Here is a 24,297-nt window from a genome sequence, read left to right as displayed (position 1 = left end):
CAGGAAGCAGTTCATGAACATTTCAGAATTTTTCATCCGCCGGCCGGTCGCCACGTCTTTGATCATGGCGGCCATTCTGTTTTTCGGCATCTTCGGCTATCGCTTGCTCCCGGTCAGCGATCTTCCCAACGTCGATTACCCGACAATCGCAGTAGGCGCCGCGCTTCCCGGTGCGAGCCCCGACACCATGGCTTCGGCGGTGGCGACGCCGCTGGAGAAGCAGTTTTCGACGATCGCGGGCATTGACTCGATGACCTCGACCAGCAATCTCGGCCGCACTTCGATCACGATCCAATTCAACCTCAGCCGGAACATTGACGCGGCCGCCCAGGACGTGCAAGCGGCGATCGCCAAGACGCTGGGCCAGTTGCCTCAGGACATGCCTAGCCCTCCTACATATCAGAAGGTCAACCCTGCCGACCAGCCGATTCTCTACATGTCGCTGACGTCGCCGACGCTGCCCATGTCCCAGGTGGACGAGTACGCGGAGACGCTTATGGCGCAGCGCATCTCCATGGTGAGCGGCGTGGCCCAGGTTCAGGTCTTCGGCTCGCAGAAGTATGCGGTGCGCGTGCAGGTTGATCCGCAAGCGCTTGCTACGCGCGGCATCGGCATCGACGAGGTTTCGAACGCAATTCAGAAAGCTAACGTGAATTTGCCGACCGGGACGCTCTGGGGGAAGAACGAGGCATTCACGGTCGAGGCGAACGGCCAGCTGACCGAAGCGGCACAATACCGGCCCCTGATCGTAGCCTACCGCAACGGCTCGCCCGTGCGTCTTGGTGACCTCGGCCGCGTGTTCGACAGCGTGGAAAACGACAAGCTCGCGAGCTGGTATATCGACACGCCCGCCATCGTACTCGCCATTCAGCGCCAGCCCGGTACGAACACCGTGGAAGTCGTGGATGGCATCCGGCAACTGCTCCCTTCCTTCCGCGCCCAAATGCCGGCCTCGGTTGATCTCTCGGTACTGTACGATCGTTCCGAAGGGATCCGAGACTCGGTGAGCGACGTAAGATTCACGCTTTTCCTGACCATCGCCCTGGTGGTGCTGGTTATATTCCTCTTCCTGCGCAATCTCTCCGCCACGGTCATCCCCAGCCTGGCGCTGCCGATGTCGATCGTGGGCACTTTCGCCGTGATGTATCTGCTGGACTACAGCGTCGACAATCTCTCGCTGATGGCGCTGATCCTGTCGGTCGGATTCGTGGTCGACGATGCCATCGTGATGCTCGAGAATATCGTGCGCCACATGGAAATGGGCGAGCCTCCGATGAAGGCGGCGCTCAACGGCTCGCGCGAAGTCAGCTTCACGATTCTGTCGATGACGCTCTCGCTTGCTGCCGTCTTCATCCCGGTGCTGTTCCTGGGGGGAATCGTGGGGCGCCTGCTGCACGAGTTTGCGGTGACCATCACTTCGGCGATACTGGTGTCGGGGATTGTCTCGCTGACCTTGACGCCCATGATGTCCAGCCGCTTCATCCGTCCGCCCGGGGAGCAGCGGCACGGCGGTGTTTACATGGCCACGGAACGGATTTTTACCGGGATGCTGCGCGCGTATGAATGGAGCCTGAAGAGGGTATTGCGCCATCCGGTGCTCACCACGGCCGTCGGCGCCATCGTGCTGGCCGCCACACTGTATCTGCTCGTCACGATTCCGAAGGGCTTCCTTCCCAGCGAGGACACAGGTAACATCTTCGCCTTCACGGAGGCAGCTCAAGGGATCTCATTCGATGCCATGGAAGCGCACCAGCAGGCAGTCGCGGCGATTCTGCGCCAGGATCCCAACGTGAAGTCATTCTTCTCTAGCGTGGGCGGCGGCGGCCCCGGCGGCGGCATCAACTCGGGCGTCCTGTTTCTCCAATTGAAACCGCATCCGGAACGCCGTCTGAACGTGGATCAGGTGATTCAGGAGCTGCGGCCCAAGCTGGCGGTGGTTCCGGGCATGAATGTCTATATGCAGAACCTGCCGCCGATCCGCATCGGCGGGCAGTTGACCAAGAGCCAGTACCAGTACACGCTGCAGGGTCCCGACACTGACGATCTCTATCGCTACGCGCCCGAATTGCAGCAAAAGCTCAGCCAGATTCCCGGCTTGCAGGACGTCACCAGCGACCTGCTGATTAAAAATCCACAGGCCAACATCGAGATCGACCGGGACAAGGCATCCGCGCTCGGGGTTTCTGTGAGCGAGATCGAAGACGCGCTTTACACTGCTTACGGAGACCGGCAAATATCGACGATCCTCGCGCCCAACAACCAGTACCATGTCATTCTGGAACTGGACGACCGGTACCAGCAGGACCCGGCGGCTCTCTCCATGCTTTATGTCCGGTCGACCAACGGACAGCTGGTGCCTTTGAATGCCGTCTCTGGGGTTGCCCGGGGTTTCGGTCCTTTCTCCATCAACCACCTGGGACAACTCCCCTCGGTGACCATCTCGTTCAATCTCAGACCCGGGGTTGCCATCGGCGATGCCGTGACGGAAGTCCAGCGTGTTGCGGCCAATACCCTGCCGTCGACCATCAATGCAAGCTTCCAGGGCACCGCCCAGGCGTTTCAATCCTCGATGGGTGGCCTTACGTGGCTGTTGGTTGCAGCCATCGTGGTGATCTATATCGTGCTCGGGATCCTGTATGAGAGCTTCATCCATCCTGTGACGATCCTTTCCGGTCTTCCCGCTGCCGGATTCGGGGCCCTGATGACACTGGTCCTCTTCCACAAGGATCTGGACCTCTATGCCTTCGTGGGGGTGATTCTGCTGATCGGAATTGTGAAAAAGAACGCCATCATGATGATCGATTTCGCCCTGGAAGCGCAGCGGAAAGGGGGAAAGAGCCCGGCGGACGCCATCTTTCAAGGCTGCGTGATCCGGTTCCGGCCCATCATGATGACGACCATGGCGGCCCTGATGGGCAGCCTGCCGATCGCCCTCGGCTTCGGCGCCGGCGCCGAGACGCGCCGCCCGCTGGGCCTGGCGGTTTGCGGAGGCCTGCTGTTTTCTCAGCTCGTGACCCTGTACATTACCCCCGTCGTGTACACATATATGGAGTCGTTCCAGGAGTTCGTGAGGAAACACTCGCGCCGCCGCGTCCGCTTCGACATGGCAGAGCCGGAACTTGTCGGAGACGGCAGCAGACCCACGTTGCCCGAAAAAGCCCGCTAGAGCTGCCGACAAACCGGGATGCGATCGACGCGAACCACAGCTGAAAGTCATGACGATGTCATGCCGGCGATCGCGAGGTTTGTCGAGAACGAGGCCGCCGGCGCCATCTGCAACCTCTGATGGAGCAAGGAATATGATGTCCCTCGTCAGTGCTCCAAGTGCCATCCGAATGGCGATTTCCCCGGTGCGCTGAGCGACGGATTGGGACACGACCCAGCTCTTTACCTTGTGCCATTGGCCACTGTTCCCCTTGACTGTTGTTTTCTCGGCTCGCGACCCTGTATATTACTTCCGTCCTTTACACATTTATGGAGTCGATCCGGAAGTTCGTGAAGAAACACTCGCGCCGCCACGTTCACCTCGACAGGGCAGAGCCGGAACTTGCGGGGGGCAGCGACAGGCAGACATCGCCGGGGACAGCCCACGCATTTCTGCCTGAGGGCCCCAGGACAGGATTCTAAACCGCCATATTCAAGGACTCCGAGGGACCGGTACCCGCATCACTGTGGAGTATTTGTGTCTGGGCGCCTTTCGGATCTGAAAATTTTCCTGATCGGATGAGTATGAAACACAACAGTGTCGTGCCGGCGGCCTTCGCCGCGGCGTTCTTGGTGCTTTTGTCGGCATCAGGCTGCTCTCGCCCAGGTCCCACGGTGACAGCGGACCCTGGGACTCCAGTCGTGGTGCAGGCGATTCAGGTCCAGCCGGAAAAGGTCCAGCGCACGGTGGAACTCGTCGGCACCCTGGAGGGGGAACACGAAGTGACGGTGTCAAGTGAGGTGTCGGGACGCGTGTTGGCGGTGCGCGCCGACCTGGGCGACCACGTGACGCAGGGGCAGGCGCTCGTGGAGATCGACTCCCGGGAACTCACCCTGGCCGTGGACAGGCAGCGGGCAGCTCTTCAGCAGGCGCTGGCGTCCTTGGGCTTATCCAAGGAAAACGACCCGATGCCGGCTCCTGAGCAGACTTCGGTTGTGCGCAAGGCCGCGGCAGACCTGTCCGACGCCAGGACGAACTTTGAGCGCGCCCAATCTCTGCTTGCCAAAAACGTGGTTGCCAGACAGGTGTACGACTCGGCGGAAGCACGCTACCAGGCGGCGGAAGCCAATTACACTTCTGCTCTCGAAGGGGTGCGCAATCTCGTGGCCCAGGTGGAAAACCTGCGCGCCCAGCTTGCGCTCGCACGCAAGAAGGTCACCGACACCGTCGTCCGCGCCCCCTTCGACGGCACCGTGCGCGCGCGCATGGTGGAAATCGGACAGTATGTAAAAGAGCAAGGCGCCATCATGTCGATCACCTCAATAAATCCTCTCAAGCTGCGTGCGGGCATTCCGGAGCATTGGTTCCCTTATGTCGCCGTCGGCGCCCGGGTCGATCTCGCCGTGGAGGCTTACCATGAAGAATTCCAGGGCAGAGTCGTCCGTGTGGCGCGCACGGTCGATCCACAGAGCCGCACATTTTCGATCGAAGCGGAGGTCGAGAACTCCAGGGAGCGGCTCCGCCCCGGCCTGTTCGCCCGCGCCGTCCTGATCACCTCCAAGGCCGACCTGGTCCTGCGCGTGCCTGCGGGTGCCGTGATTTCCTATTATGGAGTGCAGAAGGTCTACGAGATCGAGAATGGTCAGATCCGCGAAAAGGTTGTGAAGCTCGGCGACCGTTTTGGAGACGTCATTGAAATCACGGAAGGGGTGACGCCCGGCGCCTGGATCGCGGCCACGGAGCTGACCAGGATCCACCAGGGCAGCCGCGTTGAAATCAAGAAGGAGAGCTAGATGGGGCTGGCTGCGCTGTGCGTTCGTCGTCCGGTCTTCGCCACCATGCTGATCATGGCTCTGGTGGTGCTGGGGGTGGCTTCGTTTCGCGAGCTGGGCATCGACCAATACCCCAAGGTCGATCTGCCCATCGTCACGATCACCACCGTCCTTCCAGGCGCCAGCGCCGAGGAGATGGAGACTGAGGTCACCAAGCCGATCGAAGAGGCGGTCAACACGATCCAGGGGATCGACGAGCTGCGCGCCAGCACGGTGGAAGGAGTCTCGCGCGTCATCGTGACCTTTGTGCTCGAGCGCGACACCGAGCAGGCGGCCCAGGATGTGCGTGATAAAGTCGCGGTGATCCTGCGCCGGCTCCCCTCGGGAATCGACCCGCCGGTTATCGAGAAAGTCGATCCGGATGCTTCACCGATCATGTCGATCAGCGTCTCGGGGGATCGCAGCCTGCGCGAGATCACCGAGATCGCCGACAAGCAGATCAAGCAGCGGCTCGAAGGTGTGAGCGGCATAGGCCAGGTGTTGCTGATCGGCGGGCGCAAGCGCGCGATCCAGGTTGAGATCGACGCGGAAAAACTGAGTTCGCTCGGCTTGAGCATCAGCCAGGTTTCGCAGGCGCTGCAGCGCCAGAACGTGGAGATTCCCAGCGGACGCCTCGACCAGGGCCGGCGTGAGCTGATGCTGCGTACCCTGGGACGCATCTCTTCGCCGGACCAGTTCCGGGAGTTGATCGTCAGCACCAGTGACGGCGTCCCGGTTCGCATCCGCGATTTCGCCACTGTGACCGACGGTTTCGAGGAACCGCGCGACCTGGCGCGGCTCGATGGCAATCCCGCCGTCACCCTGTTGGTGCGCAAGCAATCCGGCACGAATACCATAAAAATCATCGATACGGTCAAAGCCAAGCTGGCGGAGATCAGCAGGACTCTGCCACCCGACCTCAACGTCAGCGTGATCCGGGACCAGTCGACGTTCATCGAGGGCTCCGTCAACGCCATTTACGAGCACCTGGCCCTCGGTGGATTGTTCGCCAGCATCGTCGTTTTTTTCTTCATGCGCAACTGGCGCTCCACGCTGATCGCCGCCGTTGCCATACCGACCTCCATCATTTCCACATTCACCATCATGCGGGCGCTGGGTTACACCCTGAACAGCCTCACGCTTCTGGGGCTGACCGTATCGGTCGGTATTGTGATCGATGATGCGATTGTCGTGCTGGAAAACATATTTCGCTATATCGAAGAGAAGCACTTCAAACCGTTCGACGCCGCCGTGGCTGCGACCAGGGAAATCGGGCTGGCGGTGATGGCCGCCACTCTCTCGCTGGTCGTGATTTTTGCCCCTGTGGTGTTTCTGGGGGGCATTCCCGGGCGCTTCCTGCAGAGCTTCGGAGTGACTGCGGCCGTCGCGATCATGGTCTCGCTGCTCGTCAGCTTCACGCTGACGCCCATGCTGTCATCCCGCTTTGTCCGGATGCGCGAGGATAATGCCAAGGCGTCACATCACGGATCCAAGGAGAGGGGATTCTATCGCTGGCTCGAGAACAAGTACCTCCGTACGCTTGAATGGAGCCTGGCGCATCGGAAGACCATGGTTTTGATCTGCACGCTGACCTTCCTGTCGATCTTCCCCCTGGGGGCGCGCATCGGCATGGATTTCTTTCCCGCGGACGACCAGGACGAGTTCGAAGTGGTGATCAAGACGCCGGAAGGGACATCGCTGAGCGGCACCGACACGATCCTGCAGCAGATGGAAGAACGCATCAGGAAACTCCCCGAGGTCCGGCACCTTCTGACCACCATCAATTCGCAGGGTACTGGAGAGGTCCGTGACGGCTCCATTTATGTCCGCATGTCGCCGCTCCAGAGCCGCGAGATCAGCCAGTTTGACGTAATGAAACAGGCCCGCGCGGCGCTGCAGGATTTTCCCGGTGTGCGTGTTGCGGTCCAAAACGTGAGTTCGATCGGTGGCCGCGCCACCCCCGTAAACGTGATCGTGCGCGGCCCGGACCTGAAGGAACTGGCGCGCCTGTCGAACCTGTTCACGGAGAAGATGAAGGAGGTTTCCGGCCTTGTGGATGTCGACAGCTCCGTCAATGTCGGCAATCCCGAGGTGCAGGTCAACATTCTGCGTGACAAGGCTTCCGATCTGGGAGTGTCTGTCAACGATATTGCGCGCGCACTGCGAACCATGGTTTCCGGGGAGGAGGACATCACCAAGTACAAGGAAGGTGACGAACTCTACGAGGTGCGACTCCGGGTCCGTCCCGATCAGCGCGGCAGCGCCGGGGTCATCGCCGGGCTGATGGTGCCGTCATCCCAGGGCCGCCTGGTCAGGCTCGACAACGTGGCTCTCATCGAGCGCGGCACGGGGCCGGCGCAGATCGATCGCTACAACCGGCAGCATCAGATCACGCTGTCGGCCAATCTGCTGCCGGCCAAATCGCTGGGGCAGGCGATGAACGACGTGCAGGCCATCATCACCGGCGCCGGGCTGCCGGTCGGTTATGATTACTACTTCACCGGGCAGGGCAAGGTGATGGTCGAGATGGTCATGAATTTCCTGATTGCTTTCGTCCTGTCATTTATTTTCATGTACATTGTGCTTGCGGCTCAATTCGAGAGCTTCATTCATCCGATTACCATTCTGGCTTCACTGCCCCTGGCCGTGCCGTTTGCGCTCGTATCGCTCTTTGCCACGGGCAAGACCCTGCACATGTGGAGCGCCCTGGGCCTGCTGCTTCTGTTCGGAGTCGTCAAGAAGAACTCGATTCTCCAGATCGACTTCGTCAACCGGCTGCGCCGCGAGCAAGGCTACGAGCGCCATCGGGCGATGATCGAGGCCAACCGCGCCCGGTTCCGCCCGATTCTCATGACCACGCTGTCGATCGTGGCGGGGATGATTCCGACCGCATTCGGCACGGGCCCGGGTTCCGCGACCCGGTCGGCGATCGCGGTCGTGATCATTGGGGGCCAGTCGCTCTGCTTCCTGCTTACACTGCTGGCGATCCCCGTCCTTTACACGATTCTCGACGACATCGTCACCATCCGGTGGCGTGAACGCGCCCGCTTCTGGCGCCTCGCCTCAGCCGCAAGCCGTGCAAAGTAACTGAGTCAGACGACGTTGATTTCTCGGATGGATGTCTTGGCACGGAAGCGGTCGAGCCGGAGGGGTGCGATATCGAGCGAGCGGGCGTTTCCCGACACAATCTCCTCAGCCAGCAGCTTTCCGACTGCCGGGGCGTGCTGGAAGCCGTGGCCGCTGAATCCGTTCGCGAGGTAGAATCCTTCGACCTCCTGCACCTTGCCGAGGATGGGGTGAGCGTCGGGGCTCATCTCGTATAAGCCGGCCCAGGCCCGATGGATGGCCGCATCGGCCAGAGCGGGATAGCGCTTCAGCCCGATCACCAGCACTTTTTCCAAAAAATCCGGGTCGACATTCAGGTTGAAAGACGAAAGCTCGTCTGGGTTTCCCATTCCCATGAGCACGCCGCCGCTCTCCCGGTGAAAATAAAAGGTCGTAGTGAAATCAATTACCATGCGGTAGTCGTGCGGCGCCTGCTCGAACGGAAACGTGGTGTACACGTGGCGGCGCTCGGGGAACACCGGGAGGTCAATTCCTGCCCAGGCAGCGACTTCACGCGCGTGCGGGCCGGCGGCGTCTACCAGGATTCTGCAGGGAAGGTATCCTTGACTGGTTTCCACTCCTTCTATTCTTCCACCGGCGCACCGAACTCCGGTGGCGGAAACGCCGGTATGGATCTTCGCACCCTGGCGGCGCGCTGCGGCCGCGTAACCTTGAGTCATGCCGTTGGGATCTCCTATGCCGTCCAGGGCGCAATAAGTCCCACCGAGCACGCCGTCCAGGGACACATGCGGCGCGAGCCGGGCAACATCTGCAGGTTCGAGAAATTCCGACGATACTCCGAGGCGATTCTGGAGAGCCACATTTTCCCGGAACGTCACCACTTCGTCAGGCCGGGACAGCAGGAAGAGATATCCGTCCTGATGCAAATCCACCGGCCAGTCCATCTCATCCCGAAAAGCCAGGAGCATTGGAATGCTAAGGCGGGAAAGGCGTATGTTGATCTCCGTGGAGAACTGGTGCCGAAAACCGCCTGCGCAACGCCCTGTGGATCCCGTTCCCAACAGGGTCTCACGCTCGAGCAGGACGATGCGCCCGGCGCCCATGCCGCCGAGATGGTAGGCGATGCTCGCCCCGACGATTCCCCCACCAATTACCACAACATCCGCGTATCTCGAGTCGTTGAAATACATGCGCAAAAACCCGGCGACACGACACCAGCTTCTTAATCTCGGAGAAGATTCTGTCCGGGAGATTACTGGAAATCAGGAAACCGGTATCCTGGCACCCAACAAAGGATTTTCTACTCGCCCAGGACCTGGAAGATGACCTCGCGGGTGCGGGGCCGGTTGTCGAAGTCGATGAGGACAAGCTGCTGCCATGTGCCCAGCAGCAGTCCGGCGCCTTCGAAAGGGATTGAGAGGGCGGCCTTCATCAGGGCGGCCCGCACGTGGCTATAGCCGTTTCCGTCGCCCCATCGCTGATCGTGCTCGTAGCGAACCGTTCTGGGCACCAGCCTCTCAATAGCGGAACGCAGGTCGTGAATCGCGCCTGACTCAAACTCGATGGTGGTCACCGCGGCGGTAGAACCCGGGACGAAAACGTTTACCACCCCGTTTTTCAACTCGCTCTGTTCCAGGGCCTTTGCTGCAAGGGGGGTAATGTCCAGGATCTCTGCCTCGCCCCGGGTCTTCACCTGCTCGTGATAGGTGCGGATGACCATCTGCTATTTCATCTCCAGCTCTGCCCTGGCAGCGGCGATTACCTTGTCCAGCCCCATCAACGAGTTCTGGTGGGTCTGCCTCCAAAGGTTCTCGAGTTGCTGTTTCGCCGGCGCCGCAGACCGGCCATTGAGAAGCATGGCTTTTGCGAAGTTTTTCAACGCCATGCTCGTATTGCGCGTCTGCCAATAGCTCATGCCCAGCCAGTAGTAGGCATAGTCGTTGCGTGGATTGTATTTGATCGAGTTTTCGAGGTTGGGAATCGCGGCAGGGAATTGCTGGTTCTGGTACGCTGCGGTGCCGATGATATAGTAACACGCCGTGAAGGCGCCGGTTGTGTAAGTGGTCCAGTCTTTTTCGGCCATCTGTTCAGGCCTTTTCGCTGCCTGAATCACCTTGAGACACTGTTTGGCATATTTATCGGCCTCCGCCGTTCTCTGATTGTCGGAGTAGATAATCGCCATCTGGAGCATGATCTCGTAGTTGTCGGGCAGTTTGGAGACGGTTTTTTCGCCCCACTCGACAAACTTGGCATTGTTGCCGATTTCCTTGTAGGCCTTGGCTATGGCGTAGGCGAGATTTCCACTCGGATTCGCGCGGTACGCTTCTTCCCCGAAGATCACGAACTGCGGATAGTTTTTGCTTGCCGAGTACGCGTCTGCCACGAGCGCGATGGTATAGGTATCACCGGGGACGACGCTCAGGAACTGTCTCCCCGCCGTTACCACCTGGGGCCACTTCTTGGCGTCCGATAAGCTTTTCAGCATGCTCTGGAAATCAGCGGTTATGTGCTGCTGCAACTCGGATTTCGGATACTCCTTGAAGAACTTGAGGATCAGGTCCATCTTCTTGGCAGGATCGGGTTCGCCGGTGATGGCCTGGTAGGCGCCATACTCCTCAACCGTATACTGAGGAGGTTTTTCCTGTGCCGGCGCGTTCAGGTTCGGGTGGATAAGCGCAACACCGCCAAGGATGAAAGCAACAAGTAACACTCTGATGGTTGAGCCTGACAGAGAAGTCATGTCCTTAGCTCCTTATCAATGCGGAGCACCGTCAGCGCGCGGGAGCCGCCCGCACCGGAGAGTGCCCCTGCAGACTTCGATTGGTTCCAGTAGAAGAGCGGCATTCCTACTCTATAACAGAGCAGAAATAACTGTCCAGAATTAACCATGCGGGTTGCGAGGGTCGCGAACATACTCGGCGACCTGCCGCAAATTCTCTGTGGTCTTGGAAGCCTTTGCGGTTTATTCTTCGGGCCATGATCGTTGAGGAAGTGCTGCTTGCCGCCATCGACTTCGAAGACGAGACCTTCCGGATAAGTGAAGACCTCGATCTTGCCCGGATGTGTCCCTCGCTTCAGGCAGCCGGCCTGATCCATGCCGTGATCCTTCTCGAGGGCACGGTTGCACCCGGATACAGGATCGTCTGCGGATTCCGCAGGTTGCACGGATTGCGCCGCCTGGGGAGAACCACGGCGGCAGCACGGATCCTGCGTCCGGCTGAGTTCGGAAAGCTCGAGGTTTTTCTCAAAGCCATCTGGGACAACCTCTCGCACCGGCAGCTGTGTCCGCTGGAAACCGCGCGGGTCCTGTACACTCTCAAGCACGAATGCGGCGTGGAATCCGAGGTTCTGATAGAGCGCTTTCTTCCCTTGCTGGGTCTGTCCCCGCACCGCAACGTGCTGCGTACGTACCTCACACTGCATGCGCTGCATCCGGAATTGCGGATCCTGTTGAATGCAGGGCATCTAACCCTGTCGAGCGCGGAACGCCTTGCCGGAGCGGCGCCCGAGACTCAGGCTGGTTTGGCCTCCATACTGGGCAAGATCCGCCTGAGCGCGAGCCTGCAGCGGGAAACACTCGATCTGGTCGAGGACCTTACCGCAATCGGGCGCACCACACCTGCGGAGGTATTGAGCCAGCCCGAGATCCTGGCTGCGGCAAGTGATGCCCGCATCTCCGCCTTCCAGAGAGGGGAGAAAATACACGGCTTACTCTATCGGCAGCGCAACCCGCGCATTTCCCAGGCGATTGAGAGGTTTCATTCTGAAAAGGCGGGGCTGAACCTGCCGGGGACCGTCCGGCTGTCACCGGACCCATTTTTTGAGAGCCCACGCCTGCGCGTGGAGTTCGATGTCGCTTCCGCCCAGGCTTTTCGCGAGACCGTCGCGGCTCTTGAGCGGGCTTGCCGGACGACTTCGTTGGATCGTTTGTTCGAGATCGCCTGAAGGATGCCGATGGTTCCCTATCGTCCCGAGCGCATCGTAGTCCAGGAAGAGGCGTGGAACGATGCCGCCACTCGCGAGATGCTGCGAAGACTGGAGGGCATTCCCACGCGAACAGTCCGCGACCTCGATGCGCTTCTCCCGGAGCTGCGGGCCGCTTCCGACTTTCGTTCGGCGGCGAAACGCACCTTGATCCTGGCGCGCAACCGAGGCAGCTTCATGAAGGAGTGTCCGGGCGCAGGTGCCGAGATCTGCTGCAACTACTTCGTGATCAACTATGCATTGAATTGCCATCTGGAGTGCACCTACTGCGTCCTGCAGTCATTCCTCAACAATCCGGCCCTGACCATCTACACCAACATCGATGATCTCATGTGCGAGGTGAAAACGAAGGTGCAGCTCGTGCCCGGGCGCACTTTCAGGATCGGGACCGGGGAGACCGCCGACTCTCTTGCGCTCGATGACATAACGCTTTACTCGCACCGGCTGGTACCGTTTTTCCGCAACCTTCCGAATGCAGTGTTGGAGCTGAAGACGAAATCAGCCCAGATAGCCAATCTACAGGCGCTGGATCATGGCGGGCATACCATCATTTCGTGGTCGCTCAACCCCAGACGCATCATTCGCAACGAAGAATTGAGGACCGCCACCCTCGAGGCGCGTCTTGCCGCAGCCCGCCGGTGCCGTGAGTGGGGATTTCGCGTCGGCTTTCATTTCGACCCTCTGATCCATTACGAAGGCTGGGAAGAGGATTACGAGGAGGTGGTCCGGGATCTGTTCCGGCACGTGGATCCAGACGGTGTCTGCTGGATCAGTCTCGGATGCCTGCGCTTCACCCATGACTTGAAAGACATCGTCCGGCGACGGTTCCCGCGATCCAATGTCCCTTACGGAGAGTTCGTCCCGGGCAACCACGGCAAGCTGCGCTATTTCCGGCCCATCCGCGACGAGATGTACGCGAAAATGAGGGCCTGGATCGGCGAGCGCGCGCCGCAGGTTTTTGTCTATCTGTGCATGGAAAATCGCGCAGTATGGGAGCGAACCTTCGACTGTGCGCCGGCATCCTCGGACGAACTTGCAGCGAAATTGGATTCGCTGGCCGGCATCCACGAGTGCCGAGAAGCAAGAACCGCCACACGAATAGAGCCTGGGGGCGATTCTCAGTTGTGACGGGGTCTCTGCGGCCTCAGCGCACTCTGTGTTGAGATGGCTTGGGTGCGGCCATGCCGCGACATGCGTTTCGAGGGGGATTTTGCTGTCAGAGAATTTGGTTCTGCTTTAGCTCTTTTTCTTGTGATTCTTGTCGAGAAAGGAAAGATCTCTGGCGGAACTGCGCGAGGTCTGACTATGATCGGAATAGCAGAAAGCCAGACAAATCACAAGCAGAACAGCCAAAAGAGTCAGAATGATCCCGACCATTGTTCCTCCACCGCACCCCTTTGCCAAATCAAAGGATGCAAAACGCTATAGCGAGGAAAATCAATTTCTGACCTTTCCGACCCGACTTCCCTGTTTTCCACCCCGAATAATCTCATTACATTCACAGATCTCTCGGAAAATCTCAACTCATTTTTAAATAAATATCTTCCTCACAGTTAATTAGATGCAAGAACCTCCTGTGGAGGTTCAGTGACAGAAGTCAGATATCATGCCGACCCGGAATGACCGCAGAGCCGGCGGCAGAGGTAGGGCCCTTATTGACCGGAGGTTGTTCCCTGTTTGCTGTGGAACAGATTGGTTTCTCGATCGCGACGACTTAGATATTTATGGGTGTGATAAAGTTATAATCACGCAACGACATGCGAGGAGAGGACCGATGAAGGGTGATTTTGAGGCCAGGGATCTGGTGTGTGGGATGAAAGTAGATCCGGACACGGCTGCGGGTAAAGCCGACTTCAAGGGCCAGACCTACTATTTCTGTAATCCATCCTGCGAAAAACGATTCCGCGAGGCTCCCGAGAGATTTTTGACGGCAAGGCCCAAGTTCCTCACCGCTCTCGACGCTGCGCCGGAAATGGCCCGGGATCCTGTGTGCGGCATGAGCGTTGACCCGCGCCACGCAGCGGCCGAAGCGGATTACCAGGGGATGAAGTATTACTTCTGCTGCCGGTCCTGTGCCGACCGATTCGTGGCGGCGCCGGAACGTTTCCTGGCGCTCGGAAGCGCCGCTCGGTCAGAGCCTTTTGTGCAGCGGGTCGAGCCGGAGGATGAGGCGACACAGTACCTATGTCCGATGCACCCGGAAGTCCGCGCCGGCAGCCCAGGTACGTGCACCGCTTGCGGCATGGTCTTGGAGCCGTTGCCGATTGCGCCCCGGTCCAAGATCGACTACATCTGTCCCATGGATCCCGAAGTGGTCAGCGACAAACCCGGCACATGCCCCGTTTGTGGAATGGTGCTGGAGCCGCGCACGGTCACCCTCGAAGAAGAGGCGAATCCGGAACTGGACGGGATGAAAAGGCGATTCTGGATCAGCTTGATCCTCACGGTCCCGGTGGTGCTGATCGCAATGGGTGAGATGATGGCCGGACCCGGGCATTTCTTCCTTTTCTCCGGGAGGGCGCCGGTCTGGATTCAGTGTCTGTTGTCCACGCCGGTCGTTCTTTGGGGAGGATGGCCCTTTTTTCAGCGTGGCTGGAAATCCATTGTCAGCCGCAACTTGAACATGTTCACCCTCATCGCCGTCGGCACAGGAACTGCGTTCCTCGACAGCCTGATAGCGACGCTGTTTCCGGGGATATATCCTGAATCGTTTCGCGGCCACGGGGGCCGGCCGGCCGTCTACTTCGAAGCAGCGGCGGCGATCACCACGCTTGTCCTTCTGGGCCAGGTGCTGGAGATCCGCGCCCGCAGCCGAACGAGCAGCGCCATCCGGGCTCTCCTGAGCCTGGCGCCGAACACGGCGCGCCTAGTGATGGCGGACGGCGGCGACCGGGATATTCCTCTGAATCGGGTCAAGCCGGGCGACCGGCTGCGCGTCCGCCCGGGAGAAAAGGTGCCGGTGGACGGTGTGATTCTCGAAGGATCGAGCTCCGTGGATGAATCGATGGTAACTGGGGAGCCGATCCCCGTGGAAAAAGTCAAGGGTTCCCGGGTTACCGGAGGGACGGTGAACGGCACGGGCAGCTTCGTCATGGAGGCGGAGCGAGTGGGAAGCGATACCTTGCTTGCACAGATCGTCCGCATGGTGAGTGATGCGCAGCGCACGCGGGCGCCGATCCAACGATTGGCCGACAGGGTCTCCTCCTATTTTGTGCCGGCCGTGGTTTTCGCTGCTGCCGTCACATTTGTCATCTGGGCCTGGATCGGGCCTTCACCCCGCCTTGCCTATGCTTTGGTGAACGCGGTGGCCGTGCTGATCATTGCCTGCCCCTGCGCGCTCGGGTTGGCCACGCCGATGTCCATCATGGTGGGCACGGGGCGCGGCGCCGTGGCGGGGGTGCTTATCAAGAATGCCGAGGCGCTTCAGATGCTCGAAAAAATCGACACTCTGGTCGTCGACAAGACCGGAACCCTTACAGAAGGGAAGCCACGCCTGAGTGCGCTCGTGAGCCTGCCGCCGCTGGCCGAGACGGAACTTCTGCGGGCTGTAGCATCTCTGGAACGGGGGAGCGAGCATCCGCTCGCGACCGCCATTGTCACGGCTGCAGAGTCGAAGGGGCTCCTGCTCAGCGAGGCCCGCGATTTCCGCTCCGTCACGGGAATGGGAATCAGCGGGAAAGTCGGCGGGCACACGATCGTTCTCGGCAACCGGAGCCTGTTCGAACAACTCGGGATCGACCCCTCCGCATTGATAAGCAAGGCCGAAGAGGTGAACCTGGGCGCGCAGTCGATCGTGTTTGCGGCCATGGACGGCAAGCCTGCCGGAGTTCTGGGCGTCTCCGATCCAATCAAAGAGACCACGCCTGAAGCCATCCGGATGCTGCATGGGGACGGTGTGCAACTGGTCATGCTGACGGGGGATAGCCGCATCACTGCGGAAGATGTAGGGCGCCGGCTGAACATCGACGACGTGAGGGCAGAGGTCAGGCCCGGCCAGAAGGGGGAGATCGTCAAGCAACTCCAGGCGCAGGGACGCATTGTCGCCATGGCAGGCGACGGGATCAACGATGCCCCCGCCCTGGCCCAGGCCCACGTCGGGATCGCCATGGGCACCGGTACGGACGTCGCCATTCAGAGCGCCGGAATCACTCTGGTAAAAGGGGACCTGCGCGGCGTCGCCCGTGCGCGCCGGCTGAGCCGCGGGACGATGAGAAACATCCGCCAGAACCTCTTTTTCGCCTTTGTCTACAATATGCTGGGAGTGCCCATCGCGGCAGGAATCCTGTATCCGGTATTCGGGCTGCTGCTCAGTCCCATGATCGCCGCGGCCGCGATGACCTTCAGTTCCGTTTCTGTCATCAGCAACGCTTTGCGCCTGCGCCGCCTGCAGCTATGAGAAAAGTGCATCTCCCGCGGATTTCGCCCAATCCCCTTTTTGTCACCCAAGTTCCGATTTGTCTTGTTTACCTTGATAACTCGGCGTAGGATTTGTGGGTAGGGTTTTGTAAGGACTTCGTTGATAGGATTGAGCTGCATGCTCCTGGACGGAGGGCAGCTTTTTTTGTTTTTGGCCCCATAGCCCGCGGATAATTACGGAAACCCGAGATTAACATTTTTGCCCGCAAGGGTAAGTTGACACTAGGAAAGCAAATGAGAGAACAAGGAACAGTGAAGTGGTTTAATAATGATAAGGGTTACGGTTTTGTCAGCCGTGAGTCCGGGGACGACGTTTTCGTCCACCACACGGCGATCGAAGGCACCGGCCGCAAGTCGCTCAACGAGGGTGACCGGATCGAGTTTGAGGTGGCCAGGGGTCCCAAGGGATTGCAGGCTCAGAACGTAACAAAGATTTAAACAGGACTGCGGGGGTTCCGGTAATCCGGAACCCCCTGCCCTATAAGGATTGTCACTCTGAAAGTGAGGTTTCATGCCAGGAAAACTTTTCGTAGGTAACCTTTCCTTCAATGTCGTTGAGGCGGATCTCGATAAGCTCTGCGCGGATCTTAATCTAAAGACGGCAAGCGTCAAGGTCATGCGTGATATGGAATCAGGGAGGTCGCGCGGATTTGGTTTTATCGAGCTGGCCCCAGAAACCGACATGGATGCTGCCATTCAGGCCATGAACGGGAAGGACCTGGATGGGCGGGCTCTTACGGTGAATGAGGCGCGGCCGCCCAAAAAGCGTGAGTTTGGCGGTGGCGGTGGCGGCGGCAACAGATTCGGCGGACACGATTCCCGCCGCAAGGAGCGCGAACGTCCCAAGCGCAAGATCCAGGAACTCTACTAACGATCCGGAGTGCGATGGCTTGCCACCAAAAAGCGCCGCACTCCTGATCGCGAGCTCAGCGGTCCGTGCGTGCCTCGCAGCGGACGTAGATCTCTCCGGCCAGGGTATAGACATTGCGCCCGGTAACCAGGTAACTCCCCAGTGCGATCTCGGCGAGCGGCGCACCCCGGAAGCAATCATCCGGCGGACACACCCTTCCTGCCGATGGTTTGCCATCATCTGCGTCCGGCACTCGCATCGCACCGGCCAGCCGCCTCTTCTGCGGTTCAGTCAGCTCTCTTGACACCCATTAGGGTGACCACTATCATAAGCCAACTCGGGAAACAATCTCCTAGGTTAATATTGAGGCCACCTGACAGTCCTTTTGTGTCAGAAAGTGGATCAAATGCAAACGTCACCAGCTGACTTGGCCGGCCGCACCGTTGCTCACTATCGCATCGTGGAGAAGATCGGCGCCGGCGGTATGGGGGTGGTCTATCGCGCCCAGGATACGAAGCTGGCGCGCGAGGTGGCCATCAAAGTCCTACCGGAGGTTTTTGCACAGGATCCGGAAAGACTGGAGCGTTTCCAGCGCGAGGCGCAACTGCTGGCTTCGCTCGACCATCCGAACATCGCCGCGATCCATGGGCTGGAAGAATCCGGGGACCTCCATTACCTTGTGCTGGAGTTGGTGCCGGGCGGGACGCTGGCAGAGCAATTGGCTTTGGGGCCAATGGATGTAGCTGCGTCACTCCGCATTTGTGTTCAGATTGCCGAGGCGCTGGAAGCGGCCCATCAGAATGGCGTCATCCACCGTGACATCAAGCCTGCAAACATCAAGGTCACTCCCGAAAATAAGGTCAAGGTATTGGATTTTGGCCTGGCCAAGGCATTTGCCTCCGAAGGATTGAGCCCGGATTTTTCAACTTTGTCCCGAGTTGCCGCAACCGCAACGCAGGAAGGAGTGATCCGGGGCACGCCGTCCTATATGAGCCCGGAGCAGGCAAGGGGCAAGACTGTCGACAAGCGGACCGACATCTGGGCGTTTGGTTGCGTGATGTACGAGCTTCTGACGGGGCGGCGGGCGTTTCCTGGACAGACGATCTCGGACACGATCGCCGGAATCCTGAATGAGGTGCCCGATTGGCGTGCGTTGCCGGAGGCAACGCCGGCCGGCATTCGATGTCTGCTGAGGCGGTGCCTCGAAAAGGACTCCAGGCGGCGCCTGCATGATATCGGCGACGCCAGGATCGAGATCGAAGACGCCATCGCGTCCCCCTTGCCGGTTGCGGGCAAGAAAACGACCTGGACGACTCTGCGGGATCATCCTATAAGGCTGAGCCTCGCCGTCATGATGGTCTGCGCCCTCGCTATAAGTTTCTTCGTATGGAAATTGCAGCCCACGTCACTTCCCTCGCACGGCCCGGTAATGCGCTTCACCGTTACACTTCCGTCAACTGAGCGGCTGACAGGAATGGACTTTCCCAGCATAGCAATCTCGCCGGCGGGATCTCACCTGGCGTATGTCGCGAGCCGCGGCGGCACTTCGCAGCTGTTCCTGCGACGCATGGATAGCCTCCAGTCCGAGCCGATCTCCGGCACTGAGCAGGCGCTGGGCCCCTTTTTCTCGCCCGACGGACATTGGATTGGTTTTTTCGCGGGTGGGAAGCTCATGAAGGTGTCAATCCAGGGCGGCGCCCCGGCGTCCCTGTGCTATGCCCCGATCGGCTTCGGCGCCGTGTGGGGACGCGATGACACCATCACGTTCGCGCCGACCGGAGGGTCGGGACTTTTGCAGGTGCCCTCTGGAGGCGGCACTCCCCGCGCGGTGACGAGGCTGAATTCGGAAAAAGGCGAAATCAGCCACCGCTGGCCCGACCTGTTGCCGGACGGGAAAACGGTGCTTTTCACCGTGGGGGCGCTCGGCAGCTGGGATGACGCACAGATCGTCGCACAGTCGCTGCAGACAGGTGAGCGGCACATCCTGATCGTCGGAGGCACCTCCCCTCACTACGTTCCGACCGGGAATCTGATCTATGTGCGAGGTGGCACCCTCTTGGCGGTGCCATTCGATGTCGCTCAAAGCAAAGTCACCGGCCCTCCGGTGGCTGTTCTGCCGAGGGTATGGGAGTCCGTCGACGGCGCCGCCCAGTTGAGCACCTCGCCCCTTGGCCACCTCGTGTATGTGCCGGGCGGACCTCCCGGCAGCATGCACACGCTTGTGTGGGTAAGTCGGAAGAACGACGTTGAGCCGCTGGCAGCACCGCCAGACGCTTATTCGGATCCCAGGCTCGCACCAGACGGCCGGCGTCTGGCCGTCACCATCACCCGAACCTCGGAAAACGTCTGGATCTACGACATCCCCACTGGCAATTTCACGCAACTGACTTTCGATGGCAACAATTCCATGCCGGTGTGGATGCCGCCGGACGGCGCCCGCCTGGCGTTCGCGTCGAACAGGACCGGTCCGTTGAACCTCTTCTGGCGGCGAACAGACGAGGGTGGATCGGATGAACGGCTGACAACGAGTGAACTGCTGCAAGTCCCCTGCTCTTGGTTGCCTGGTGGCCGGGGGCTCGTGTTCGTCGAGAATTCTCCGACGACCGGCCGCGACATCCGGATGCTCTCGATGGACGGCGATCTCAGCATCCGGCCGGTCCTCCAATCGCCCTCCAATGAGACCGGTCCCGCTCTGTCGCCCGACGGGCGCTGGCTGGCATATGTCTCGGACGAATCGGGTCGCAACGAAGTGTACGTCTCGTCGTTTCCGGGAGCCCAGGGCAAGTGGCAAGTTTCAGTCGACGGCGGGACCGAGCCGCTCTGGAGTCACGATGGAAGTGAGATCTTCTATCGCATCGGGAACCACCTGATGGCCGCCAGAATCACGACTACGCCTTCCTTCAAGAGGAACACACCGCAGTCGCTCTTCGAGGGTGCGTACGACCGGGGGAAGGCTTCCCGGCCGGCTTACGATGTCAGCGCCGACGGCGCGCGATTCTTGTTCGTCAGAAGCGGCGACAAAGAATCGGCGCCGATCGAACTCGAGGTCATCCTGGAATGGTTCCAGGAGTTGAAGCACCGCGTATCCAGGTAGCCTCCACGGGGGTAGCCGGCCTGTGCGGGTCTTACGAGCTGCGGCTGTCACCGCCGTGCACGTTTCGGAACACCAAGCTCGGCGAGCTTCGCGGCGATCGCCTTGCCATGATCGGATGGACTGACCTCCTTGTCGATGTAAAGGATCTTCCCGTCGAGGCCGATGTAAAACGTCCATCGCGAAATGCCCTCATAAACCGGGGAGGCGACGCCGTAGGCTAGAGCCACCTTCCGGGTAGGGTCGCTCAAAATGGGATAGTCTACGCCCAGCGACTGGGCATAAGCCTTGTTCGTTTCAGGGGAATCAGTGCTGATGGCGAAAAAAGCAACATTAAAGGCGCGGATTTCGTCGCCGCTCTCACGGAGCGATTGACATTGGGCCGTTCAGCCGGCGCTGTAGGCTTTGACAAACCAGACAAGCACCACCGCCTGCTTGCCTCCAAACCCTGCCAGGCTGTAGGTCTTGCCGTCCGATCCCGGGAGAGAGAACTGAGGCGCGGGACTGCCGGGTTTGAGCTGAGTTGCTGTCTGGGCTGAGCTGTCTCGAAAGCCGCTTGTGACGGCGGTGGCCGCAATGAAAACAAGTATGCCCAGGTTTTGAAGCGTTCGCATCCGACACCCCCTGCCGCGTATGTTGGGAAAATCAACCCGAGTTGCCCGTATCTAAATCCAATGGTCGCACAATATACCTTTGCAGACCTGCAGTCAACTGCTCCTGCGGCCGGGGGAGCAGCCACCACTGAGTCCAAGTCTGCAGCCTCCCTATTGACGCTGACCTTGGGGACGCTGGTCACTGCCCCCTCCCCAGGCGGGGGCTTCTGCACTTTCACCCTCACCGCTCCCGGGTCGAAAACGGCAGCAATCCACCGCACTGCGAATCGCGAACTCAGCGGCCGCGGCGTCCCTCGCGGCGCACGTAGATGTTTCTGGCCACCTCTTGCTCGACCGCGATTTCGGTTTCATCGCACTGGAAGACGCAGCTCGGCCATTTTTGCAGCAGCTTGAGCCGGTTGCCCGGTGTCATCCCCAACGACGAAAGCTTCAGCATGCGTGCGTGTTCGGTTGTGCACAGGTAGGCGATGGTGCCGGTTTCCCCCACGTCAAGCTGATCGCCGGAAACCAGGATGGGTTGGAGCTCCTCCTGGGTGCGGCGGCAGCACTCCCCTTCGGGAATGGGTTTTCCGTGAGGGCAGAAGCGCGGATGTCCGAGTAAGGTGCAGATCGAGTTGGCTATGCCCTCGGCCAGTATGTGCTCGAACTCGCAGGCGGCATCCTCGCTGTCATCAACGTGCGCTCCCAGGGCATCGCAGATCAGGCGCTCTGCGAGGCGGTGGCGGCGGATGATCCGTTCCGCCAGCTTGCGCCCTTCCTTCGCCAGCCTGACGCGCTGCGCATTGTCGATCGTGATCAGATCCTGGCGCCTCAGAGCTCCAAGGTGCTCCGCGGTTACCTGCGTCCCGGCCTCATGAAAGATCTCCTCAGGAGCGTCTTTTCCTTTTTCCTCGAGAGTCCATAGAGCCTCGAGAATTTCGGCCAGTTGCTCCGGCAGCCTGTCAGTTGTGAATTCCATTTCGCTAACCGAAAGTGATATGGAACGTGCGCAGCACCCAGCTGACCATGGCACCGATGCTGACGGCGAACGGGACGATGAAAGTGGTCATGGCTACGGCGCGCTTCATCCCCTGTTCTTTGGCGATTACCAGGAAGCTGGCGAGACAGGGAACAAAGAGCGTGATCACTACCAGGCTCACGACCACCTGCTGGGCGCTCAACATTCCGGTGCGTGCCATCTGGAAGAGACCGGCAGCTCCGTAATCACGCCGCAGGAAGCCCAGGACAAAAGCGCCCGCCGCCTGTGCCGGGAGGTGCAAGAAGCCCGTCACGATGGGAGCCAACCCCGTCTGCACCCATTCCAGCAGGCTCTGACCCGCCACACGGACCTTGTCCAGGATGAAGAGCGCCACCGTCCCGTAAAGGAAAAGCGGAAGCGCTTCCTTCAAATACCACTGAATCCGATAGCCGGTTTTGAGCGCGAGGTTCTTGAGCTGCGGCACGCGGATTGGGGGAATTTCGAAGATGAACTCGCTGCTCTGGCCGCGAATCAGCTTGGAAGACAAAAAACCGACCAGGAGAAGCTGCGATGCCACCACTCCGAGCACGGTCAGGGTAGCCGCGGGGGAAAAGCCCGAAGCGATGCCGAGGATCACACCCAGTTGCGCCGAGCATGGGACACCCAGAGCGAGGAGCAGCGTCGCGATGAGCCTCTCTTTGCGCGAGCTGAGGACCCGTGTTGTGATCGTGGCCATGGTGCAGCAACCGAGGCCGAGCACCATCGGCAGTGTCGCTTTCCCGTTGAGCCCCATCAGGCGCATCACGCGGTCGGATAGAATCGAGAGTCTCGGCAGATACCCGCTGTCCTCCAACAGCCCGAACGCGATGAAGAAGGTCGCTACCACCGGCAGCACAATCGCGATTGCATAAGTCAGCCCCATCGACACCAGCCCGTATTTTCCGGCGACGAATTCCTGGAAAAATCCCGGCGGCAGGAACCCGTGGATCAGCGGGATCAGGTAACGCCCGAAGACGATGTCTTCCAGGAAACCGACCAGCGTCTGGGCGCCCGTGTAGCCGACAAATTCAAACAGCAGGAGCAGAACGCATAACAGGATCGGAATCCCGGTCGAAGCGCGCCTTGTCAGGATACCGACCTCGTGCGCGAATTTCCGGCTGCGGGCGATGAGCATGCCGAAAGGGATAACGACAGGGGCGATGAAGAACAGGAAGTGGAGCGCTTCGAGGGCCAGGCCGAATTCCCCGCGCCCTGACGAAGCCTTTGTGAGTAACAGCGTGGAGATGAGACCGGCGCTGCCGGAAGCGGGCGCCAGGCGCGCGGCAAGAAACCGGGTCGCCACACTGTAGGGTGTCGCGACGCCTGCGATGCCTCCAAACTCATTCCATGCGAAAAGGATCAGGCCTGCGATCAGCAGCCCCAGCCATATCCGTGACGCAGAGCTTTCGGCTTTCTCCAACAACCCACCCTGTCTCCTCTTCTTGAAGGCGGCGACGGAGCGGTCCAGAAAATCATTTCTGCTCTCAGCCACATCCTTGGCCAAAGACCGGTGCGTGGCTTCCAGGTATGTCTTCCTGGCATGTTCAAGCTGGTTTACGACGGTACCGCCCAGCGACGATTCCAGCCGCCGCGCAAAGCCGGCATCACCGAGCGACAGCCACTCGACTGCCAAAGCTCCGGGAGCGGATCCTGATCCGTTGAGCGTTGAAGAGACATGGCACATCGGACGGCAGTCCCTCAGCGGATTCGTCGGCGGCAACGCGTTCTGCATGGCCTGCAGCAGCTGGCGCCGGCCCTGCGAGTAGATGGCGACGGTTTCGACGACCGGAACGGAAAGCAGGCTGGACAGGCCCCGGGTGTCAATCTCGATGCCGCGCTCCTGTGCTTCGTCCATCATGTTGAGCACGAGAACCATCGGGATGCGGAATTCAACCAACTGTGAAGCAACCAGGAGCGTGCGCCGCAGGTTTTTGGCGTCCGCCACTTGCATGATGAGGTCGGGCTTTTCCCGGAGGAGGACCTCGCAGGTGACGCGCTCATCCTCCGATTGGGGAACGAGACTATGCACGCCAGGCGTATCGACGATCTCGTAGGAGACGCCTCCCAGGCTGATTCTGCCGCGCGAAACCTCAACCGTGGTGCCAGGGAAATTCGAGACCATGACATAGCTGCCGGTTAACAACCTGAAAATGACAGACTTGCCGACATTAGGATTGCCGACCAGGATCACCCTCCTCGTGGCAGCGCGCTCGTCGGTCGTCATGCTTCTCTTGCTCCTGCTTGAAGGCGCAGCATAATTATTGAAAACGAACTTCAAAATGTAGCAGATTCATGGCGGTGCTGCCAGAGATTAAAGACGCCG

Annotated in this window: 16 protein-coding genes; 9 read left to right on the top strand and 7 right to left on the bottom strand. The window is 60.0% G+C overall.

All coding sequences use genetic code 11. The features are described 5' to 3' along the window. The first annotated feature begins 13 nt into the window (after positions 1-13). The 3 genes from LAP85_08975 (at position 14) to LAP85_08965 (ending at position 8,043) form a co-directional block, all read left to right on the top strand. Entirely contained in the window at positions 14-3,166 is a 3,153-nt protein-coding gene (locus LAP85_08975) for a multidrug efflux RND transporter permease subunit (GenBank protein MBZ5496524.1), read from the top strand. Positions 3,167-3,729: 563 nt separating this feature from the next. After that, complete coding sequence (locus LAP85_08970; GenBank protein MBZ5496523.1) at positions 3,730-4,938, top strand: efflux RND transporter periplasmic adaptor subunit; 1,209 nt, start codon at positions 3,730-3,732, stop codon at positions 4,936-4,938. Next, positions 4,939-8,043, top strand: coding sequence for an efflux RND transporter permease subunit (locus tag LAP85_08965; GenBank protein ID MBZ5496522.1), 3,105 nt, complete (start codon positions 4,939-4,941; stop codon positions 8,041-8,043). A 5-nt stretch (positions 8,044-8,048) separates the two neighbouring features. Here the strand turns inward: LAP85_08965 and LAP85_08960 are convergent, their stop codons facing one another. The 3 genes from LAP85_08960 to LAP85_08950 form a co-directional block, all read right to left on the bottom strand. Beyond that, entirely contained in the window at positions 8,049-9,212 is a 1,164-nt protein-coding gene (locus LAP85_08960) for an FAD-binding oxidoreductase (protein ID MBZ5496521.1), read from the bottom strand. A gap of 110 nt (positions 9,213-9,322) precedes the next feature. Continuing rightward, a complete protein-coding gene (locus LAP85_08955; protein ID MBZ5496520.1) occupies positions 9,323-9,742 on the bottom strand; it encodes a secondary thiamine-phosphate synthase enzyme YjbQ in 420 nt (139 codons plus the stop codon). Positions 9,743-9,745: 3 nt separating this feature from the next. Further along, positions 9,746-10,762 (bottom strand): tetratricopeptide repeat protein, encoded by a 1,017-nt coding sequence (locus LAP85_08950; GenBank protein MBZ5496519.1) that lies wholly within the window; start codon positions 10,760-10,762, stop codon positions 9,746-9,748. A 215-nt stretch (positions 10,763-10,977) separates the two neighbouring features. Here LAP85_08950 and LAP85_08945 point away from each other — a divergent pair, with 215 nt between their 5' ends. The 5 genes from LAP85_08945 to LAP85_08925 all read left to right on the top strand — a co-directional run bounded on the left by LAP85_08945 (position 10,978) and on the right by LAP85_08925 (position 17,293). Continuing rightward, a complete protein-coding gene (locus LAP85_08945; protein MBZ5496518.1) occupies positions 10,978-11,967 on the top strand; it encodes a hypothetical protein in 990 nt (329 codons plus the stop codon). 9 nt (positions 11,968-11,976) lie between these two features. After that, positions 11,977-13,134, top strand: a complete 1,158-nt coding sequence (locus tag LAP85_08940; protein ID MBZ5496517.1) for a hypothetical protein — start codon at positions 11,977-11,979, stop codon at positions 13,132-13,134. 646 nt (positions 13,135-13,780) lie between these two features. Next, on the top strand, positions 13,781-16,402 hold the full coding sequence (locus LAP85_08935; protein ID MBZ5496516.1) for a heavy metal translocating P-type ATPase: 2,622 nt from the start codon (positions 13,781-13,783) through the stop codon (positions 16,400-16,402). A 254-nt stretch (positions 16,403-16,656) separates the two neighbouring features. Continuing rightward, entirely contained in the window at positions 16,657-16,860 is a 204-nt protein-coding gene (locus LAP85_08930) for a cold shock domain-containing protein (protein ID MBZ5496515.1), read from the top strand. Between the two features lie 73 nt (positions 16,861-16,933). After that, positions 16,934-17,293 carry an RNA-binding protein gene (locus LAP85_08925; GenBank protein ID MBZ5496514.1) on the top strand — a complete coding sequence of 120 codons (360 nt, stop codon included), beginning with the start codon at positions 16,934-16,936 and terminating at the stop codon, positions 17,291-17,293. A gap of 55 nt (positions 17,294-17,348) precedes the next feature. On the opposite strand, the gene LAP85_08920 is transcribed toward LAP85_08925, so the two are convergent. Next, positions 17,349-17,531: a hypothetical protein gene (locus LAP85_08920; GenBank protein ID MBZ5496513.1), complete on the bottom strand. Its 183-nt coding sequence runs from the start codon at positions 17,529-17,531 to the stop codon at positions 17,349-17,351. 147 nt (positions 17,532-17,678) lie between these two features. Here LAP85_08920 and LAP85_08915 point away from each other — a divergent pair, with 147 nt between their 5' ends. Then, positions 17,679-20,366 carry a protein kinase gene (locus tag LAP85_08915; protein ID MBZ5496512.1) on the top strand — a complete coding sequence of 896 codons (2,688 nt, stop codon included), beginning with the start codon at positions 17,679-17,681 and terminating at the stop codon, positions 20,364-20,366. A 47-nt stretch (positions 20,367-20,413) separates the two neighbouring features. Here the strand turns inward: LAP85_08915 and LAP85_08910 are convergent, their stop codons facing one another. The 3 genes from LAP85_08910 to LAP85_08900 form a co-directional block, all read right to left on the bottom strand. Further along, positions 20,414-20,977, bottom strand: a complete 564-nt coding sequence (locus LAP85_08910) for a peroxiredoxin (protein ID MBZ5496511.1) — start codon at positions 20,975-20,977, stop codon at positions 20,414-20,416. 274 nt (positions 20,978-21,251) lie between these two features. After that, positions 21,252-21,935 (bottom strand): metal-dependent transcriptional regulator, encoded by a 684-nt coding sequence (locus LAP85_08905; GenBank protein ID MBZ5496510.1) that lies wholly within the window; start codon positions 21,933-21,935, stop codon positions 21,252-21,254. Between the two features lie 4 nt (positions 21,936-21,939). Further along, positions 21,940-24,198: a ferrous iron transporter B gene (locus LAP85_08900; protein ID MBZ5496509.1), complete on the bottom strand. Its 2,259-nt coding sequence runs from the start codon at positions 24,196-24,198 to the stop codon at positions 21,940-21,942. Positions 24,199-24,297: the final 99 nt, after the last annotated feature.

The sequence above is a fragment of the Terriglobia bacterium genome, from assembly GCA_020072565.1.
In the GTDB taxonomy this organism is placed as follows: Bacteria; Acidobacteriota; UBA6911; order UBA6911; family UBA6911; genus JAFNAG01.
This window is presented reverse-complemented; position numbering and strand designations above follow the sequence as displayed.

Bases quoted from the DNA above. Each gene is read 5' to 3' on its own strand.
- LAP85_08975 (MBZ5496524.1), top strand. From the start codon at position 14: ATGAACATTTCAGAATTTTTCATCCGCCGGCCGGTCGCCACGTCTTTG.
- LAP85_08970 (MBZ5496523.1), top strand. From the start codon at position 3,730: ATGAAACACAACAGTGTCGTGCCGGCGGCCTTCGCCGCGGCGTTCTTG.
- LAP85_08965 (MBZ5496522.1), top strand. From the start codon at position 4,939: ATGGGGCTGGCTGCGCTGTGCGTTCGTCGTCCGGTCTTCGCCACCATG.
- LAP85_08960 (MBZ5496521.1), bottom strand. From the start codon at position 9,212: ATGTATTTCAACGACTCGAGATACGCGGATGTTGTGGTAATTGGTGGG.
- LAP85_08955 (MBZ5496520.1), bottom strand. From the start codon at position 9,742: ATGGTCATCCGCACCTATCACGAGCAGGTGAAGACCCGGGGCGAGGCA.
- LAP85_08950 (MBZ5496519.1), bottom strand. From the start codon at position 10,762: ATGACTTCTCTGTCAGGCTCAACCATCAGAGTGTTACTTGTTGCTTTC.
- LAP85_08940 (MBZ5496517.1), top strand. From the start codon at position 11,977: ATGGTTCCCTATCGTCCCGAGCGCATCGTAGTCCAGGAAGAGGCGTGG.
- LAP85_08935 (MBZ5496516.1), top strand. From the start codon at position 13,781: ATGAAGGGTGATTTTGAGGCCAGGGATCTGGTGTGTGGGATGAAAGTA.
- LAP85_08930 (MBZ5496515.1), top strand. From the start codon at position 16,657: ATGAGAGAACAAGGAACAGTGAAGTGGTTTAATAATGATAAGGGTTAC.
- LAP85_08925 (MBZ5496514.1), top strand. From the start codon at position 16,934: ATGCCAGGAAAACTTTTCGTAGGTAACCTTTCCTTCAATGTCGTTGAG.
- LAP85_08920 (MBZ5496513.1), bottom strand. From the start codon at position 17,531: ATGCGAGTGCCGGACGCAGATGATGGCAAACCATCGGCAGGAAGGGTG.
- LAP85_08915 (MBZ5496512.1), top strand. From the start codon at position 17,679: ATGCAAACGTCACCAGCTGACTTGGCCGGCCGCACCGTTGCTCACTAT.
- LAP85_08905 (MBZ5496510.1), bottom strand. From the start codon at position 21,935: ATGGAATTCACAACTGACAGGCTGCCGGAGCAACTGGCCGAAATTCTC.
- LAP85_08900 (MBZ5496509.1), bottom strand. From the start codon at position 24,198: ATGACGACCGACGAGCGCGCTGCCACGAGGAGGGTGATCCTGGTCGGC.